Source organism: Frankia sp. CpI1-P (assembly GCF_001421075.1).
GTDB lineage: Bacteria > Actinomycetota > Actinomycetes > Frankiales > Frankiaceae > Frankia > Frankia torreyi.
This window is the reverse complement of the sequence record NZ_LJJX01000002.1, coordinates 212,584-232,199: the sequence shown is the minus strand read 5'-3', so window position 1 is coordinate 232,199 and position 19,616 is coordinate 212,584. Positions and strand designations below refer to the sequence as shown.

Sequence of the window (19,616 nt, the reverse complement as noted above, 5' to 3'; positions counted from 1 at the left end):
GACGACGTGCGACGACGGTACGGGCTGCGTGGACTCGCCCGGACAGGTCTGGCCCGGGCGGGTCTGGCCGCCGCACTCGCGGCGACGCTCGCCGGGTGCGGCGGTGGTTCGGACGCCGCGTCGGGCAGCGCCGCAGCGTCCGATCCCGCCGCGAAGGGATCACCCGTCAAGCTGATGATCATCGCGCCGACGGGTACCGCCGGGACGAACTACCCCGAGATGGTGGCGGCCGCCCGCGCCGCCGTCCGCGGGGTCAACGCCCGCGGCGGGATCGCCGGGCACCCCGTCGAGCTCGTCCACTGCAACGAGCGCAACGACGCCGCCAGCGCGAAGAAGTGCGCCCAGCAGGCCGTCGACTCCGGCGTCCTCGCCGTCGTCAGCGAGGTCAGCGGCACCGGCGGGATCATGCCGATCCTGCAGAACGCGGGCATCCCGTCGATCGGGTCGGCCGGCATCTCCGCCGACGGCTCCGAGCTCAGCTCCCCCGCCAGCTATGTCATCAGCCCGCTGACGCTCTACCCGGCGGTCTGCCCGGCGCTGCTGGCAAAGGCGGGCGCGAGCCACCTCGGCCTGGTCGGCTACGACCTCAGCGCCAGCGACCGGCTGATCGTCATGGCCGAGGGCGGCGCGAAGGCGGTCCACCATCCGATCAACCCGAAGATCCGCATCCCGATCACGACGAGCGACTTCACCCCGGCGATCTCCCAGTTGTCCCGCTCCGGCGCCGACGGCGCCGTGCTGGTCGTGTTCGACCAGGCCGCCTACTCGGTGATCGCCAAGGCGGGCCAGCAGATCCGCACCTGCCACGCGGCGGGCACCCTGTCGCCGAAGTACCTGGCCACGCTCGGCCCGGCGGCGGACAAGCTCGTCGTCGCCACCGCCTTCCCGGAACTCAGCCAGGCCGCCCAGTTCCCCGAGGTCGCGCGGATGGTCGCCGAGCTGAACGCGGAGCAGACCGCCGGGGACGCCGACGCCGCCCCCGCCCTGCGCACCACGACGACCACCACCGGGGCGTGGCTGTCCGTCCAGATCGCCGAGAAGGTCGGCAACCAGGTGTCCGGACCGCTGACGTCGAAGAACCTGCTCGCCCAGCTCAACCGGACCAGGAAGCTGGACCTGGGCGGCATCGTCCCGCCGCTGGACCTCACCGCGACCACCCCGATCCCCGGCGCGGAGCGGATCTTCAACACGACGCTGCGGGGCGCCCGCTGGGACAGCGCCTCGAAGTCGTTCGTCCCCCTCGGCCCCGAGACCTACAACGGCCTGGACATTCTGCGCCGCGCCGCCTCCTGACCCGCCGTCCGCGGCACCGGGGCCGTCAGGGCAGCGGAAGGTAGGCCGGTTGGCGGGCCGGCTCCTCGGCGTCGCCGAGGTAGGCCGCCCGCACGAGGGGGTCGGCGGCGACCTGTGCCGGCGTTCCCTCGGCGATGAGGGCGCCGGCATCGAGGACGACCACCCGGTCGCAGATTCCCATGATCACGTCCATGTCGTGCTCGTTGAGCAGGATGCCGAGCCCCCACTCGTCGGCGAGGCGGCGCAGTAGGGCCGCGACCTCGGTGCTCTCGGACTCGTCCAGGCCGGCACAGGGCTCGTCGAGCAGCAGCACGGCCGGCCCGGCCGCGACGGCGCGGGCGATGGCCAGCAGCCGGCGGCGGCCGTAGGGCAGGTCGGAGACGGTGCGCAGCAGATCCTCGCGCAGCCCGAAGGCGTCGACGGCGGCGATCGCCGCGGCGGGCAGCGGCCGCGACCGCGGGAACACCAGATCGGTGAGATACGCGCGGGCGTCGCGGCGGTCGCTGGCCGCCTGGATGTTCTCCAGCACGGTGAGGTCGTCGAACAGCTCCAGGTTCTGGAACGACCGGCTGATGCCCGCGCGGGCCCGCCGGTGCGCGGGCAGTCGGTCGAGGCGGACCTCGCCGAGCGTCATCGAGGTGACCGACGCCGGGGTGTAGCCGGTGATCGCGTCGATGACCGTCGTCTTGCCCGCGCCGTTCGGGCCGATCATCCCGACCACCTGACCGGGAACGACCCGCAGGTCGACGGCGCGCACCGCGCGCACCGCGCCGAAGCTGACCGTCAGCCCCCACACCGACAACGCCGCCGGCTCGACCGCGCCCGACGGCGGGCCCTGGCCGGGAGCCGCGCGCAGCGCCTGGTCCAGCCGGGCGGCATCGGCACGGCGGCGGCGGTCGGCCGCGCCGGGCAGGTAGCGGTCGCGGAGCAGGCGGGCGGTGCGGGCGTTCTCGGGCGCCATTCCGCCGCCGGAGCGGGAGAGCACGACGACGAGGACGATGCCGCCGATCAGCGGCACGTACCGGTCCAGCTCGGCCAGCCAGTCGCGTACCACGCCCCCGAAGGCGGCGGCGAGCACGGCCGCGGCCGCCGCGACGAGCCAGGGCAGCCGGCGCCGCGCCGCCGCGCCGAGCCGGCCGCCGGTGCGCCGGTCGCCGGCCACCGCGGCGCCGGCAGCGAGGCCGAGCAGGCCGGCGATCGCCGCGACGACGACCCGCAGCACCGCGCCGAGACGGCCGAGCCACTCCCCGACCGAGCCGCCGATGCGGGTCGCCAGCGCGCCGGCGGCCATCGTCGCGCCCGCGAACGAGCCGCTCACCCAGCCGACCCCGCCGACGACGGCGTAGGCGATGAGCAGGATCGAGGAGAACGGCGCGAACGTCCCGTCGCCGTAGTCGATGTTGCCGCGCTCGCCGTAGACGTAGAAGGCGTAGAGCACCCCGCCGAACCCGGCGATGGCCGCGGACAGCGCGAACGCGTACAGCTTGGCGGCCACGACGCTGATGCCCAGCGCCGCGGCGGCCCGCTCGTTGGTCCGCACCGCGATGAGCCGTCGCCCGGCCCGGCCGCGGCGCAGGTTCGCGACCGCGAGCGCGACCAGGACGAAGGCGAGCACGGACACGGTCGCGAAGCCCCGCGGATCGGTCACCTTGTCGAGCGGGACGCCGAGGAAACGCTGGCGTCCCACCACCGTCCCCTCGGGCGAGGCGAGGTCACCGAACAGTGAGCCCAGCGCCCCCGCCCCCGGGGGTGGCGGGGAGTGGTAGCCCCGCTGGAACAACAGGGCGTCGACGGCCGCGCCGAGGCCGAGGGTCACCACCGCGAGCTGCAACCCCCGGGTGCGCAGCGCGGGCAGCGCGAACAGCAGCCCGACGACGGCGGTGCCGGCCACGCCGACGGCCATCGCCGCCTCCAACGGCCAGCCGCGGGCCGCGACGAGCCGCCCGGCGATCAGCGCCGCGATCCCGGAGAAGGCGAGCTGGGCCAGGGAGAGCTGCCCGGTGAACCCGACGAGCACCACGACGGACAGGATGATCAACGCCCACAGCGCGTTGGCGTCGAGGGCGTCGACCCAGTCGCGGGGCAACAGCCAGACCGCCGCCAGCATCGCCGCGACGGCGACGGCGAGGGCACGCGGATGGACCCGGCCGCTGCCGAGCACCGGATGGCGTTCGGCGAGGTGACCCCGCTCGGGCAGGCCCCGGCCGCGCACGGCCAGGTAGAAGACGATGACGGCCAGCGGCACCGCCCGGTCGACCCCGCGCCACCAGGGATGGTGCGCGACGAGCTCGTACTGCGCCTCCACCTCGATGACGCCGAGCACGAGGCCGCCGAGCAGCACCCCGGGGAAGGACTGGAACCGCGCCACCAGCGCCACCGCCAGCGCCGGCACGATGAGCAGCAGCAGGTTCGTCGCGGACAGCGGGTTCTGCAACGGGGCGAGCAGGACGCCACCGAGCCCGGCGAGCGCGCCGCCGGCACCCCACGCGCCGGCGGCGATCGCGTCGACGGACCAGCCGAAGGTGGCGGCGGCCCGCGGGTTCTCGGTGGCCGCCGTCGCGGCGAGCCCCACCGTCGTGAACCGGAAGACCGCCCACGCCGCCGCGATGAGCACGACGACCGCGGCGAGCCGGACGAACACGTCCACGCCGACGGACTCGCCGAACAGCTCGACCGTGCCGGTGGGCAGCACCGTCGGGGAGGTGCGCACCGCACCGGCGAACATCAGCGTCAGCGACGACTGGAGAATGATCAGCAGGCCGAGGGTCGCCATCAGCCGCAGCAGCGCCGTCGCCTCCCGCAGCGGGCGCATGACCAGCACCTGGAACCCGACGCCGATGCCGACCGTCGACGCGACGGCGAGCACCGCGGCCAGGACCAGCGGGAGCCCCCACGGGTCGCGCAGGCCGTGGAAGGCGTAGGCGGCCCACGCCACCAGCGCGCCCTGGGCCATGTTAAGCACCCCGGCCCCGCGGGCGATCACCACCACGCCCGCGGCGACCAGCGCGTACAGCGCGCCCGTCCCGAGGCTGAGCAGCGCGAAGCCCATGACGTCGTTCACGGTCCACCCTGCTCCGGGCGCCACACACCGGCGCGCCCTGCTTCATCCCCCAGCGGTCCCCCACGGCGGCCACCGGCCCGCCCCGGTCGCGACGAGCGACTCCCGCCCATCGCGCCACGGACCTCGCGCCGGAACCGCTGATCACGGCGACCGACGCAGACGGTACGGCGGGCGCGACCGGCGTGACAAGCAAACCATCCACAACAGCCACGGCAACCCACGCCGTGATCATTGGTTGGCGGAGGCGGCCACCGCGACCCACGGGACTCCCGGCGGCGAACCAAGTCGGGTGATCGTGGTCTTACGGGCAGACACCGGACACTCACGGAGGTCACTCGGACGAGCCACAATCCCGCCCGGACGTGGCACGGACCTGATGCCGCGCGGCGTCAGGCATGGTGGCCGCGCCCATCACCCGGTACATCTAGAACAGGCGGACACGTCGCTGTCGCCCGGCGCCCGCCCGCACCCGGCGATCGGCCGGCGGCAGCNCATTCGCACCGACCAGAACAGCCACGGGAGTGGGACGGATGACAGAGCTCGTGCCCGGTGCGAACGCGCCGCTGCCCCGCGGCCCCGTCTCGGTTCNCCTGATCGGGCCGTTCGACCTGTGCGCGTTGGTGACCGCGGCGCACGGCAAGGTCGACGGGGATGACGACTTCGTGTTCTACAACCAGCCGGCGACGGCCGGCGTCATCCTCAGCGGCGACGAGGTCATGGTCGACCCGGAGCGACTGCGGCCCGGCGCCGAACGCGTCGTGATCGTCGCCAGCTCCGAGGACGGCACGACGCCCTTCGGGCAGCTGCCCGGGCCCGTCGTCACGCTGCACGACCGGCGCGGCAACCTCAGCGCCCACTTCACCCCGCCGCCGCTGTCCAGCGAGACCGTGGTCACCCTCATCGAGATCTACCGCCGGGGAGCGGAGTGGAAGGTCCGCGCCGTCGGGCAGGGTTACGCCGACGGCCTCGCCGGCCTCGCCCGCGACTTCGGCGTGGACGTCGACGACGACAGCCCGGCCACGCCGGAGTCCGCGGCGCCCCCGCCCGATCTCACCCCGGCCGTCCCCCGCCAGGACGCCCCCGCCAGCGCCGCCCCCGCCAGCGCCGCTCCCGTCCCCGTCGGCGGCCCGCCGGCACGGTGGGGCGACCGTTCCGCGTCCGGCCACGGGCAGGTGCCCGACGATCGGCCGGCGCCGGACGGGGCCGGGTGGGCCGGGGAGGGCGGCGTCCCGGCGATGTTGGCCCAGGTCGTCACGCTGACGAACATCGAACGCGAGCGGGAGGGTCTCGCCCCGCTCGCCGTCGACCCCATGCTGACCGCCGCCGCCGCCGAGCACAGCCGGGACATGGTGGCGCGTGGCTTCTTCGCCCACACCAGCCCGGACGGCCGGACCGTGTCCGATCGGGTCACGGACCTGGGCTACCGCTACGCCCGGGTCGCCGAGAACATCGCCGCCGGCCAGACCACCGCCGAGGAGGTCGTCGCCGGCTGGATGCAGAGCCCCGGCCACCGGGCGAACATCCTCATCCCCCAGCTGCGCCAGATCGGCGTCGGGCATGCCACCGGCGGGGAGTACGGCACCTACTGGACGCAGGTCTTCGGCGTCCTGCTCTGAGCCGCCGACCGATCGCGGGGGGCGCCCCCGCGAGCTGAACACCTATGGCCGGCAGAACTCCTTCATCCGCCTCGCCTGGGAGCCCAACGGGGACTGGTACCCATGGTCCGGAACCAATCCCACCGTTTAGGTGAATTGCTGGCGCCACATCGCGGACGCGATCAACTCGACCGCGGAACCTGATCCCACCCTGTGCTGGTGCCTCAACGCCCACTACTCACAGAATCCGCCCAGCCACAACGCGCTCGAGCTCTACCCGGACGACGCCTGGGTGGACAGCATCGGTATCGACGCCTGCGATGGCTATCCGCCGTCACCGACGAAGGCCCAGTTCGATGCTCAGACCAATGCACAAGGCGGTCTGAACCACTGGTGGAACTTCGCCCAGACACGCAACAAGGCGATGGGGGTCGGTGAATGGGGAGTGGCCGCCGGCGACGGCACGAACGGCGGCGGCGACAGCGCGAACTACATCCAGTGGATGTACGACTGGTTCACGGCCCACGCCGGCAAGGGGCTGATGTACGAGTATTACTTCAACAACTGTGACCCCAACAACGTCGGCTCCAATCTCTACCGACCGCGCTCGACGAGTTGCGTCTATCTGAATCAGGGGACGATGGGGAGGCCGCGTAGGACGATGAGGTCGGGGGCGGCGAGGACGCCGACGTCGGCGCGCGGGTCGACGGGGTAGACGACCAGGTCGGCGGGGGCGCCCTCGGTGAGCGCCGGATGGCCCAGCCAGGCCCGTGCCGACCAGGTGGCCGCGGACAGCGCGGCCTGCGCCGGCAGGCCGGCGCGGCGCAGCTCGGCGACCTCGGCGGCGACCAGGCCGTGCGGCAGGCTGCCCCCGGCGTCGGTGCCGACGTAGATGGGGATCCCGGCGTCGTACGCGGCCCGCACCGTGTCATAGCGGCGGGCGTGCAGGGCCCGCATGTGCCGGGCGTAGGCGGGGAACTTCTCCTCGGCGCCGCGGGCGATGCCCTCGAAAGTGGCGATGTTCACCAGGGTCGGGACGATCGCGACCCCTCGCTCGGCGAACAGCGGGATCGTGTCCTCGGTGAGCCCGGTGGCGTGCTCGATGCAGTCGATGCCCGCCTCGACGAGGTCGGCGAGCGAGTCCTCGGCGAAGCAGTGGGCGGTCACCCGGGCGCCGGCCGCGTGGGCCGCGTCGATCGCCGCCTTCGCGGCGTCCGCGGGCCAGCAGGGCGCGAGGTCCCCGACGCCGCGGTCGATCCAGTCCCCGACGAGCTTGACCCAGCCGTCGCCGCGGCCGGCCTGGGCGACGACCTCGGCCACCAGGTCGTCCGGCTCGACCTCGGCGGCATAGTTGCGGATGTAGCGGCGGGGACGGGCGATGTGCCGGCCGGCGCGCACCAGGCGGGGCAGGTCGTCGCGGTCGTCGACCCAGCGGGTGTCCGCCGGGGAGCCGGCGTCGCGCAGCAGCAGCGCGCCGGCCGCACGGTCGGTGGTGATCTGTTCCTCCGCGGTCGGCCGGTCCACGGCGCCGCCGGCATCGAGGCCGACGTGGCAGTGCGCGTCGACCAGGCCGGGCAGCGCCCAACCGGACACCGTTCGCACGTCCCGGGCGGCGGTGCCGACGGGCGCGGTGAAGCTGATTCGACCGTCGACGACCCAAAGCTCGTCGCGGACCTCCTCCGGCCCGACCAGCATCGCGCCCCGGATCCGCAGGGCCGGCTGACCCGTCACCACCGGCCTGCCTCCGACCGGCCTGCCCCCGACCGAGCCGACCCCGTTCCGCGAGCTTCCGTCTCGGGAACGGCCAGCCTGGTTCCGACCCATGTCGTCACGTTCGCCTCCGCTGCTCCGTCGGGCCCAGTCTGCCCTTTTCCCGACGGAGCAGCGCGCCCCGGCCCGCGCTGAGGCCGGGACGCGGGGATGCGCCGAAGCCGGGGCGACGGTGGCGGCGTCAGACGTCGAGCTGGGTCTCGATGGCGCGCAGGCGGTGGCGAGCCAGCGCGAGGTTCGCCCGCCCCTTGTCCAGCACCAGGTAGAGGAACAGGCCGCGGCCGGAATGGCTCTGCAACAGGCGGATCAGGTGGTATTGGCGGCCGAGCGTGATGAGGATGTCCTCGATGGTGTCCTGCAGACCGAGACTCTCCATGGTCCNCAGCTTCGCCCGGATGACCTCGGTGTTGCCGGCAGCAGCCACCTNCAGGTCGAGAGTGTGCGCGTTTCCGGCCGTGCCGAGGGTCATGCCGCTGGTGAAATCGACGAGGGCCACCCCGAGCGCGCCCCCGATCTCCAACGACTCCTTCAGCGCTATATCGACACTGTTCATATCGCCTCCCGCGTTGTCGAGGTGGACGGCGGCGCCGACGCCGCCGCCCGTGTGCACCGACGTGGGCTCACGCGAACCGCGCGTCGACAATCGTCCCCGCATCACAGTCCCTCGCAGACTTCAAACTGCCCGATCTACGACTGCTCATCCAACTTTAATCGGCCGCGACCGGAACGCACGAGGCTGAACCAAAAAGTTACGTCCGCGGACAGCGAGACCACATTGGCCGGCCGACNCCGACCCGCGAAAAGCCTCCCCACCGAACCACCAGGCATTGCATTAACATGCAAAAATGATTATGAAGATAGGTCTTCGACGATGGAGATATCGGTCAGAGGCCGCGCAGGCCGCGCGGGAGCCGTCGACGGCCCCGTCGTCGCCGCCGAATCCGCCTGGGCGGCAGCGCACATCCCCCGGCGCGGGCGCCATGATCCGGTGTTGCGCGGGGTAGGAGCGGCGGCATGGCCGATCACCGAGCGACATGGCACCGGGGCAGCCTTCGGCAGAACGACACGCGGCGGGGCGGCGGGCAGCCCGGGCGGCGAGGTGCACTGCCGGTCGCGGTGCTGGGCCTTCTGGTCCTCGTCTCGGTTCTCGGGGCGGGATGCGGCTCGCAGCCCAGGGGGGCGCAGCAGACCGCGGCGGCGCAGCGCGCACCCGCCGGCGACACCAGTCCGACCAGTCCGACCAGTCCGGGTCCGACCAACCCGACCGGCTTGATCGGCCCGACCGGCCCCACTGTGCAGAGCGGCCCCGGCGGGGGGCCGGGATCGAGACCCGAGCCCGGTGCGGCCGGGCATGGGGACGAGCCGGGGCGGCCCGCGGCCGGGGGCGCCGACGCGCCGCAGCTCCCGATGGGCGGTCGCACGCTGCTGCCGCGCTTTCGGATCGTGGCGCACTACGGTTCGGCGGGCGGGGGCGCGCTCGGCGTGCTCGGCGAGGGGACGCCGGAGCAGGCGGCGCAGCGCGTGNTCGCGGCCGCGGCACCCTTCGCGGCGGGCGGCCGGCCGGTGCAGCCGGCGATGGAGCTCATCACGACCGTCGCGTCGGCCTCACCCGGCGCGGACGGGCTGTACAGCTCCGCGCTGCCCCCGGCCGCAGTCGAGCCCTACCTCGCCGCCGCCCGGGCGCACCGGATGCTGCTCATCCTCGATCTGCAGCCCGGACGCGGGCGTTTTCTGGACCAGGCGCGCCGGTACGAGCGTTTCCTGCAGGAACCGGACGTCGGGCTCGCCCTCGACCCGGAATGGAAGATGGGACCGGGCCAGGTCCCCGGCCGCCAGATCGGTAGCAGCGACGCGGCCGGGCTGAACGAGGTCTCCGCCTGGCTCGCCGGCGTCGCCCGGGCGCACAATCTGCCACAGAAACTGTTTGTGATACATCAGTTCACCGAATCGATGCTGCCCGACCGGGCGGCCATCGCGGCCCGCCCCGAACTCGCCACCGTCTTCCATATCGACGGGTTCGGCGTCCGTCAGGACAAGCTCGACAAGTACGCGCTGCTGGCGGCCAAGGCGCCGTTCTTCACCGGATTCAAGCTCTTCCTCGACGAGGACACGAACATGTTCAGNCCGGCGGAGACGCTCACCCTCACNCCCCCGCCGGACCTCATCACCTACCAGTGAGCAGCGTTCAGCCTCGCCACCACGGCCCGGTGATGGCCACCGTAAGACCGTCGCCCTGGACGTTGGCGTACAGCCAGCGGCCGTCCTGGGAGAAGGTGGCGCCGGCCCACTCGCTGTCGCTGCCGGCGTTGCGGGCGAGCGGATAGGGGGTGCCGTCCGCCGAGGGGGCGACGAGGTAGTTCTCGCCGTCGCCGTCCTCGCAGAGGACGATCCCGCCGAGCGGCGAGACGGTGATGTTGTCAGGCCCGTCGAACCGGCCGCCCGGCTCCAGGCGCAGGACGAGTTCCAGGGTGGAGCGCTTCGGGTCGAACCGCCAGACCTGCCCGGAGTGGTCGGTGGCGGCGCCGTCGGACTTCTTCGCGTAGCTGGAGACGATGTACGCGGTGCCCTCGGACCAGAAGATGCCCTCGGCCTTCGGCACCCGGGTGATCTTCGCGGCGTCGAACTGCGAACGGACCGACACCGTGGTCGCGTCCGGATCGGGCACGTCCACCCAGGTGACGGCCAGCTTGGTGTGCAACTCCCGCACCGCGGACAGGTCACGCACGTCGGGCACCGACAGCGCCTGCAGCTTTCCGCCGGCCCGCAGGCTGCCGGGGCCGCCGAGCGGGCGGCGCGGCAGGAACCGGTAGAGCAGGCCGTACGGCTTGGCGGCGTCCTCGGTGAGGTAGACGATGCCGGAGTGCGGGTCGATCGCGACCGCCTCGTGCGGGAAGCGGCCNAGCGCCGTCAGCGGCACCGGGGCGGCGTCGCGCAGCCGGCCGAAGGGGTCGACCTCGAACACGTAACCGTGCTTCTTGGTCAGCACCGCCTCGGTGGCCGGGGTGGCCTCGGTCTCCTCGCAGGACAGCCAGGTCCGCCACGGCGTGCCGCCGCCGGCACAGTTGCGGTAGGTGCCGGCGAGGCTCGGCACGTGGCCGAGCAGCCGGTCGCCCGCGACCGTGAGGGTCGTCGTCCCACCGGCGCAGGCCGGGTCATAGACGAGGCCGTCGCGGTGCGGTACCGCCGGGATGTCGGTTCCCGGCGACAGCTCGTGGTTGCGCACCAGCACGCTGCGCCCGAACCCGCCGGGGAAGGCGTACATGCCGTCGTGCGACCCCGGCACCGCGCCGCCGCCGTCCAGCGTGTCCTTGCCGGCGCGCGAGAACACCGTGTAACGGAAGCCGGCCGGCAGGTCGATGACCTTCTTCGGATCCGCGACGAGCTCCCCGTACCCGCGGAAGGCCTTCGGCGTCGCGGCGTTCGCGGTCCCCGCGAAGACGGCGTCCACCGCCCCGGCCAGGGCGAAGCCGAGGCCGGCGGTCCCCGCGCCGGCCATCAACTGTCGACGGTTCACAACCATGTGTGTCCTCCTCCGGCGCCGGTCCCATCGACGCCGCAGGGAACGCTGTCAGCCGAACATGGCCGGAGATCGACACGGACGGAAACATCAGTGCACGTACAACCAACCGATACGCTCGCCCACCGTCACCGAGCCGACCCTCCCCANCCCCGACGACCAGCACCAACGCCGCTCTCCCGCCGTGGCACCGCGAGCAAGCCCGGCCCGATGGTTGCGCAGTGTTACGTCACACTACTCGGTATCGATCTCCGTCTCGCCCGCCGTCGCATCGGCCGGACGTATTCCCTTCCGCACGATGAATTCACGCTCCCGCTCGGCAAGATGTTTCGCGCGGTGGGCGATGAAGCCCTGGTCGTCGCCGCCCTGCAGCAAGGCCATCGCCTCGGGCGGGATGCCGTGGCTCGCCAGCACCGCGTCGGCGACGTCAGGCGCGAGCGCGAGCAGCGCCCGCCGAACGGACAGACCCGGCACAGTCGGCATGATCAGCCTGTTCGCGGGGCTCTGCTCACCGCCGGTGGTACCGGACGTGACGACGTGCCGATACGCCCTGGTGTCCGCCTTGACCAACTCCTCCAGGGCCTGGAACTCCTCTCCGGTCGNATAACGCCGCTCGGGCAGTTCCTGGAGCTCCCAGAGCAGGTAGGTCCGCACCCGGGCGCTGCGCATATCGAAGCGATCCGGGAACGGGCGGGCCTGCTCGTCGCAGCCGTCGGGATCGGGCCCGCCCTCCGCAAATTTCTTCATGGCCGCGAGATAGTTCTTGACCTGGGTCGTGTTGGCGCTCGCGAAGAACCCGGACCAGGACGTCGACCAGAACCAGCGGACCAGCACATCGCGTTGACGCCTGTCGGGTTCCGGGCACAGATCGAAGAAGGCGGTGAGCAGGAGAACCTGGATGCTGTATGGAACCAAGCGGGCGAGCGGCACTCCGACGGCAGAGCATAGAAATTCGACCGTCAGACCAAGTGCTGTCTCAGTCCGTACGACCGCAGTGTCGAGCTTTCCCTTTCTCCGCCTGGCGAGGCTCTCCCACCGCCCCGTCTGGACATCTTCCTCACCGGCGACGGCAAGCACTGCCCGGAAGACCGTGCTGGACGGCAGCTCGGCGAAACCCCGACTTCCCAGCCCCTCGAGAATCAAGGNGATCCGATCCCCCAGAGTGTCCGCCGAATCCGCGTTATAGGTCAACGCGGAGACCATCTGCTGCGGAGTCATCGGGCTGCCCTTACTGTTCAGCCGAGAGAAGACTTCGACGGCCTGATCCAAGGTGCCGCCCTGCAGCCGGACGACAGCGAACCGATAGGATTTGATGCGCTGCGAGACCTGTTCGGCCTCGTCGATCATGTTCTCGACATCGCGCGGATCAACAATGAAATCAGTTCCACTCTGAAGCCTCCGAGCAAAATTTAGGAAGTCCAGCGTTCGCAGCACCGAGCGCATCGGAAGAAGTTGCGCGGGTGGCATACCGACCTGCTTCCAATGCCGGTAGCGGTTCCGCGAGGAGCGATCGCCCGACTCTNGAGAAGGACGGTCACCGAGCTCCCGAAAAACCCTCCAGATCCAGTCGCTCTGACCATCGGGTACGGCCTGGTCGACCGACCTCATGAGGGTCCCGAAAAGGGTGGATAGTCGCTGATGGCCGTCGAGCACAAAGGCCGTGGGCGTCCCTTGAGGGGGCCCCGGAACCGCTATGTCGCCCACTCGGTCGAGGCTTGGGAGGGGAAGATTCGTCTCCCAGACGAGCAGGCTGCCGACCGGGTATCCGCGCTCCAGACTGTCGAAGAGCTCCAGCATCTGGTCCGGTCGCCAGACGTACGGGCGCTGGAACCGAGGAATCCGCAGTGTCCCCTGGGCGATCGCGCCCAGAATGTCACCCAGTAGCTGTACCTCCGGCTTCACGATCATCTCGGTCTGCCCCGGGACGGTCTCCATCACAGCACCTCGTCGATCATTGCGATCAGCTCGTCAAGTTCGGCCCGGACGCCCGGCCCGACAGCCCCAAAATCGGCAGCCGTCAGGTCCAGGTCGCGACGCATCAGACACTTGATGATTTTCCCGTCGAAACCGTGCCCCAGTTCCTGCACCAGTCTCGGGTCCAGATCGGCGAACAGATCCCGCTGCTCAGGCCTCACCGCCGCCGGCTTCGATCCGGTGGCACCGAAGCCGTTCTTCATGTCATAGTAACCACGCTGCTCGGGGCTGAGTCGAGCAAGTGCCGTGACAGCACCTCCCACACCAGACTTCTCCACCAGCGGCGCCAACGCGGCGGGAGGAATGTAGTTCTCTACCTCCCGCAGCGCCAAGACCAGGACGGCGACACCGTGGTCGGCTAACTGGGCAGCGTGGCTGTGGGCATCCGTGCGAGCATGGGGCACCAGCCGGTCGCTGTCCATCACGCCGCAGACGCGGACGTGAACGCCGTACTCGCGGGCAGCCTCTATCGCGATCTTCCTGAAAATCACCTTGCCGCCTCCCGCGTGTCGGAACGACAACCGTCCCGCGTCAAGGGCTGCGAGNAGGTCATCGCGACCAAATGCGCGGAACACCGCATTGAGAAAGGTTCCGTCCGACTCCTGGTTCTCCAGGACCACCAGTGCCGGCCGCTCCAGATCCCGGATGCTCGCCCGTGCCGTCGAGAGGGTTATCCTCGGCCGACCAGCGGCAGGCGGCGGTCTGTACGCCGCGTCCGTGACGCTTTTCTGCATGAGCTGGCGGTAGACTGCCGCACGAGCCGGGGCGTTCCGCTCGAAGTAGTCCGATGCGCGCTTCTCGCTCACCGGATCGACATCCCAGTGATGGCGCGCCTCGATGATCAGAGCGATGAATCGGACCAGAACCTCGAAGAGGTCGTCGTCCGAGAATATTTCGGGATCGGTGGCGACACGCACCAGATCACGTCCGCTCGATCTGGGCAGCCGCCAACGCGCGGGTCTCGGCATAGTCCTCGGAGAAGATGCCTGTCGGCCAGTTCTGCACGTTTCCGAGATTGTCGAGCTCGATACGACGGATATCCGCCGACGAGCCGTCGTGTTCCACGTAGTAAAGAGCGATCTGGTTCGATGGTATCCGACCCTCGGCCACCCGTCGACGCAGTCGGAGCACGAACGTCTCACTGTGCGTCTCGATGAGGAAACGGCATCGCTTCTGCGCCGTCCCGGCTATGTACAGATCGGCGAGCGCCGCGTGCGCCGCCGGGTGCAGATGCAGCTCCGGCTGCTCGATAATCTCCAGTACCGATCTTTTCGGAGGCCGCAGCTCGTCCATCGTCCGTTGCACAAGAATGGGCAGTACCTGGGCGAGACCGGTGCCGGTATCGGCAAGGTTGACCCGAACGGTCGAATCGGTGCCCGAGGTCAGCACCAGCGAGTACAAACTGCTACTCCGGTCCACGCCAAGCAGCCAGCCGGGGAGCTCGCGGCGGAGATAATCGTTCACCGCAGCCAGCAGACCTCCGTCACCACGGCTCACATCATCCGCAAGAATATGCGGTGCATCCTCGCCCAGAACTCCCACGGCGGCGGGTGCCCGCGAGGGGAGCCGATAGAACCGCTGTGGCCTGTCCCTGAAGGGGCCCACATACCGAATCAGAGGATATTCATCGGGGATGGCACTCATACGTGAACGACGCTTGAGATGAAGGTCCGGCGGCCACGGAATAAGTCCCCGAAATGTTACATCAATTGAATCACGAACAGACGTCGACGAGCTCCAAGTCGGCCTCCTCGGATCATCCAGGTTCCAAGTGGCATTGAGAAATGAACCATCCCGAGACGAGGATCGGAATTCACTGACCACCTGGATCTGGTACTCGTCGACGTTCTGGATGGTTGCCTCGATATCCGCAGCGTCAAAATGCAACCCGAAGGTGACATTTCCATGCGGACGCTGACCGAAGATGAGGTCGGTGAAGTCGCCGGCCAGCTCGATCCCGAGATTTTCCCGTTCGAGCGGTGCCTCGGACTCGGTGCGCAGCCCGGTCTCCAGCAGAAGTGGCAGGCGGGCGAGGGCGCTCTTGCCGGAGTTGTTGCGGCCCAGCAGGACGGTGATCGGGCGCAGCTCGAGGGTCTGGCGGCGCTCGAAGCACTTGTACTTCTCGACGGTGAGGGCCACCAGGGACATGTGGCCAGCCTAGCGGGGCCCCATGTGGTATCCCGCGCGATCGCGGCAGGCGGCCCCCGCCCGGGGGCGAGGTCCACTCCGGCGCGGACGCGCTGCCGGCCCGGCGGTCGATGCCGCCGGGCCGGGAGCGCGACAATGCGGGATCGTGGGGCGAAGGTCAGCCGACGGCCACGGTGTCGTAGTCGGCGATGCGCAGGGACATCGTCTCGGCGAGGCGGGCCATGGCGCCGTCGATGAGCTTGAGGTCGCGGATGGCGAGCTGGCCGTCGTGGACGGTGCCGGCCAGCTCCTCACTGCGGCGTTCGGCCCGGTCGAGCAGCGCCGACGACCGGGTGTAGGTCGCGTCGCGCGGGCCGTTCAGCGCGGCGGCGATGACGTCCAGCGACTCGTGCAGGGTCGCGGTCGCCCCCTTGATCTCCCGTCGGCTGCCGAGGTCGAGCAGGCCGGCCTTCTCAACGTCGTGCACGAGGTTGCGGCTGTAGCTGCGCGACGCGGTGGCCAGGCGCATGACCTCCCCGAGGGCCTCGTCGATGCCGCCGACCACGGTGCGGCGCAGGGGCTGGGCGGTGGCGACCAGGCCCTGGTAGGCGGCGTCGACGGCGCGGGCGTCGGCCCGCAGGGCGGAGTCGCCGCCGACCGGGTCGCCGAGCAGGCGGGAGCTGGCATGTTCGACGAGGTTCGCCACCGCCTGCACGTACGCCCGCAGGGCGATCCGCAGCACCCGGCGCGTACGCAGCGGGAACACCACCATCACGACCACGATGGCGACCCCGGCGCCGAGGGCGGTCTCCTCCAGCCGCAGGCGCAGCAGCGAGTTGGAGAACTCGTCGAGCTGGACGTAGAGCTGGGAGACCATCACGGTGATCCCGACGACCATGAAGGCGTAGTTGATCCGCATCAGGTAGAAGCCGAGGAACAGCGAGACGAAGATGACCGTGAGCGAGAGCGCGGTGTCGTGGCCGACCGCATGCGCGAGCACCGAGCCGATCAGGATGCCGACCAGCGTGCCGATCACCCGGGACAGCGCCTTGCGCACCTGCTCGCCGGAGTTGTTCGCCCCCATGAAGGTGATGAACGCGGCGATCACCGCCCAGTAGAACCGCCGGCCCGACAGCAGGTCGCCGAGCGCGATCGCCCCCGCGACCGCGACGCCCATCTGGATGGCCGCTCGCACGTGGGGGGCGAGCCGGACGCTGCCACCGGAGTGGACGCCCCGTTCCAACGAGGCCACGGCGCTCGGCACCGCGGACCCCGGCAGCCAGCCACCGAACAACATCACCGATGGTTGGAACGCGGCCGCACCGTCCTCGGCCTGCACCGAGCCCAGGGCGAGCCACTGGACCATCGCCTCGGTCAGCGCGAGCACCGACCCGGCGAACCGGTGCACGACGACGACCGCGGTACGGTCCCGGTTGCCGGCGAGGGGATCGGGGTCGTGGTCGACCGCCCGCAGCAGCTCGATCAGCGCCCGGGCGTGGGCGTCGGCCGCCTCGGCGTCGCGGTCGAGGATCCCGTGCAGGGCCCCGCGGACCTCGGCGAGCTGGTCGGCGGGCAGGTCGAGGCGGGCCATGGCCTGGGCGAACCGGGCGACGTTGGTCAGGGCCAGCTCGACGTCGAACAGGCGCTGGTGCAGGAGCTGGCCCGACGAGCCGTCCGCCACCGCGGCCGGATCGCCGAGCTGGGCGTCGATCATCAGGGCGGCCTCGTTGAGCCGGACCAGCTGTCGCTGCAGGCGCTGCTCCTGGCGCGCGCTGTGTTCCGGGTCCTCGAACAGCTCCAGCGCCAGCTTCGCCACCTTGCGGGCGCGGGCGGCATAGGAGCGCTGGGTCCGCTGCAGGGCCTTCGCGGGATGCGGATAGAACAGCACGAAGCGGACGACGATCGCCACCGCCAGCCCCACCCCGAGCTCGGCACACAACCAGCCAAGGTCACCCAACGACACGCCCGCTCCCAGGAAGAACCCCAGGAAGACGCCCATGAACAGCACCATGCCGCCGATGAAGCCACGCATGCCGAACCGTCGGCAGTAGGTGCCGACCGCCAGGCTGGCGGCGAGGACGATCAGCGAGATCGTCCGGTGATCGGCGAGGCTGATGCCGAGCACGAGCATCGGGACCATGGGGACCGGCAGCAGGAGCATCGTCACGAGCTGGCCCCGCGCGGTCGCGTCCATCACCCCGAAGACCGAGATCAGCCCGATCAGCGCGCCCAGCATCATGGCGATGACCTGGTACTGGTGGTTGGCCGCCGCCACCGCGGCCGCCTTCGCCGCGGGCAGGTGGGCGCCGTGGGTGTCGATCTGCAGCGCGTGGGTGGCCCGAACGAACAGCCATTCGGCCAGCAGGATCGCGCCGATCGTGACGACGCAGTGCAGCGCCATCCGGAACCGGTTCAGGCCGGGGTCCGATCCAAGGAAGCGGTCAACCCAGCGGGTGCGAAGCTGCTCGGCCGGCCGGGCCGGCGGGCTGGCGGTGGCGACGTCGAGCCGGGCCTCACCGATGCTCAATACATCCCTCCAACGGGGGTCGCGATCCGCCCTGGTCGAGGATCGGATCGACTGGCCGAGGGCGACGGGGGCCCGCCCTCGTGCATGACGCGGCAGTGCCCGGCGAACGGCATCGGTCATCCAGACCGCGCCCGTGCGGGCGATGGACGCGGCGAGGCCGACAGCCCCGGCGGCGATTCGCACGATCGGAACCCGATGTGCGGCTATTTATAAGTTAGCAATATTTCAGCTACCGGAGTGCTCTCTCCGGATGTGGGAGATGTGACAGCAGGTGAGGGAATAGGGTGATCTCCCCTGAGCCTTTCGGGCTGGTCGCGACGGGGACTCACCGCGCGCCCGCCGCGCACCACGGAACGTGCGACGGTCCGCGCCCCGCCCGCCGCGCCCGAGCGCGATCAGCCACCCCTTCGGTCGCCGAACGTGACGGCGCGCTCGCCGGTCACGCGCGACCAACCCCGCCGCCGGCACCAGCGGGACAACACGCGGCGACCAACATTCCCGGACAGGATTATCCGTAGACAGACTTCCCCGAGAATCCCGGTGTGCCGAATTTCGGCACACTGTCATCACGGGTCCCGGNGAACTACGAAAAGCCGGCCGGCGTCGATGCCCGACCGACAGTTTTCCGGCCTCGTCGACAATCCTGCCACCAACTCGCTTCGTCAGTCCCGGCCAGGCACCGGGAGGTCCGTGGCCGAGGGCTCCCGCCGAACGGACTCAATCCCGACCTCGACCCCGGCGGCGGCCGCGACGGTAGGGGCGGCCGCGATGGTGGGGGCAGCGGGGACAGCGGGGGCGGGACCAGCGCGGTCGCCGAGCAGCCGGGTGCCGTCGGGGAGGTTGCCGGTGGCGGCGGCGTGGCGCAGGTACTCCCACAGGGCGCGCTGGAGCTCGACGGCGGCGCGGGTCGGCTCGACATCGCGGCGCCGCGCGAGCCCGATCGTGCGTTGCAGCCCGGGTGCCACGAAGGGGGTCACCCGCATGCCGAGGCGACGGGCGACCATGCTCGGGATCACGGCACTGCCGAGTCCCGCCGCGACGAAGCCGAGCACCGCGTCCATCTCCCCGCCCTCGATCGCGAAGGTCGGCTCGAAGCCGACCTCCCGGCAGGCCGTCACGGTGGCCTCGCGCAGGTCGTAGCCGCGCCGGAACATGACCAGCGGCTGGTTGCGCAGGTCTGCGACGGTCAGCGAGCGACCGGTGACAACGGGCGGCTCGTCGAGGGAGGAGACCAGGACCAGGCTCTCCCGGATGAGCGGGGAGGTGACCAGTGCCGGGTCGGAGCTCTGCAGCGGCAGGATGATCAGGGCAAGGTCGAGGTCGCCGCCCGCGAGGTCGCGGACCAGGTCACGGGAGCCGCCCTCCTCGACCAGCAGGCGGATGCCCGGGTAGCGCTCGTGGAACAGGCGCAGCACGTCGGGCAGGAAACCGGTGCACAGGCTCGGCGTCGCGCCGAGGCGGACCGTGCCGTGGCGCAGGTCCAGCAGCTCGTTGACGCGCTGGCGAGCCGTCTCCGTGTCCGCGAGGATCCGTCGCGCCAGCGGCAGCAGCGTCTCCCCGGCCGCGGTCAGGCTGATGTTGCCCCGGGCACGGTTGAACAGTGGTGTGCCCAACTCCTGTTCGAGCGCGCGAACCTGTTGGGACAGCGAGGGTTGCGCCACATGCATCCGCTGCGCGGCCCGGGTGAAATGGCGGGTCTCCGCGACGGCGACGAAATAGGCGAGCTGGTGGAACTGCACACCGGCCAGCGTA

At 70.9% G+C, this 19,616-nt stretch carries 10 protein-coding genes and 3 pseudogenes; 3 read left to right on the top strand and 10 right to left on the bottom strand.

All coding sequences use genetic code 11. The annotated features are described in order from the left end of the window. Positions 1 to 6: 6 nt before the first annotated feature. Positions 7 to 1,293 (top strand): ABC transporter substrate-binding protein, encoded by a 1,287-nt coding sequence (locus FF86_RS02485; RefSeq protein WP_044883734.1) that lies wholly within the window; start codon positions 7 to 9, stop codon positions 1,291 to 1,293. A 25-nt stretch (positions 1,294 to 1,318) separates the two neighbouring features. Here FF86_RS02485 and FF86_RS02480 read toward each other — a convergent pair whose 3' ends face one another. Next, positions 1,319 to 4,354: an ABC transporter permease subunit gene (locus tag FF86_RS02480; RefSeq protein WP_044883735.1), complete on the bottom strand. Its 3,036-nt coding sequence runs from the start codon at positions 4,352 to 4,354 to the stop codon at positions 1,319 to 1,321. 589 nt (positions 4,355 to 4,943) lie between these two features. Here FF86_RS02480 and FF86_RS02475 point away from each other — a divergent pair. Beyond that, positions 4,944 to 5,970: CAP domain-containing protein (locus FF86_RS02475; RefSeq protein ID WP_242418029.1), on the top strand; the 1,027-nt coding region annotated here is incomplete at its 5' end. 130 nt (positions 5,971 to 6,100) lie between these two features. Beyond that, the gene (locus FF86_RS31385; RefSeq protein ID WP_052680953.1) at positions 6,101 to 6,664 is read left to right on the top strand and encodes a hypothetical protein; all 564 of its coding nucleotides are present in this window, start codon (positions 6,101 to 6,103) and stop codon (positions 6,662 to 6,664) included. Here FF86_RS31385 and FF86_RS02470 read toward each other — a convergent pair. From FF86_RS02470 to FF86_RS02430, 9 genes and pseudogenes are all read right to left on the bottom strand, one after another. Continuing rightward, entirely contained in the window at positions 6,580 to 7,644 is a 1,065-nt protein-coding gene (locus FF86_RS02470; protein WP_044883834.1) for an amidohydrolase family protein, read from the bottom strand. The genes FF86_RS31385 and FF86_RS02470 overlap by 85 nt on opposite strands. Positions 7,645 to 7,900: 256 nt before the next feature. Beyond that, positions 7,901 to 8,100 (bottom strand): annotated as a pseudogene (locus FF86_RS38765) (hypothetical protein); the annotation flags it as partial. A 1,804-nt stretch (positions 8,101 to 9,904) separates the two neighbouring features. Further along, a pseudogene (locus tag FF86_RS38755) lies at positions 9,905 to 10,618 on the bottom strand (alkaline phosphatase PhoX); the annotation flags it as partial. 1 nt (position 10,619) lies between these two features. After that, a partial coding sequence (locus FF86_RS38750) for an alkaline phosphatase PhoX (protein ID WP_242418028.1) occupies positions 10,620 to 11,239 on the bottom strand: 620 nt, incomplete at its 3' end. 1,143 nt (positions 11,240 to 12,382) lie between these two features. Beyond that, positions 12,383 to 12,758 (bottom strand): annotated as a pseudogene (locus FF86_RS38745) (hypothetical protein); the annotation flags it as partial. Position 12,759: 1 nt separating this feature from the next. Further along, positions 12,760 to 13,144: DUF262 domain-containing protein (locus tag FF86_RS64810; RefSeq protein ID WP_396229739.1), on the bottom strand; the 385-nt coding region annotated here is incomplete at its 3' end. A 987-nt stretch (positions 13,145 to 14,131) separates the two neighbouring features. Beyond that, positions 14,132 to 15,358 (bottom strand): DUF3696 domain-containing protein, encoded by a 1,227-nt coding sequence (locus tag FF86_RS02440; protein ID WP_044883740.1) that lies wholly within the window; start codon positions 15,356 to 15,358, stop codon positions 14,132 to 14,134. Positions 15,359 to 15,515: 157 nt separating this feature from the next. Further along, positions 15,516 to 17,864: an FUSC family protein gene (locus tag FF86_RS02435; protein ID WP_044883741.1), complete on the bottom strand. Its 2,349-nt coding sequence runs from the start codon at positions 17,862 to 17,864 to the stop codon at positions 15,516 to 15,518. A gap of 662 nt (positions 17,865 to 18,526) precedes the next feature. Continuing rightward, complete coding sequence (locus FF86_RS02430) at positions 18,527 to 19,603, bottom strand: LysR family transcriptional regulator (protein ID WP_082121677.1); 1,077 nt, start codon at positions 19,601 to 19,603, stop codon at positions 18,527 to 18,529. Positions 19,604 to 19,616: the final 13 nt, after the last annotated feature.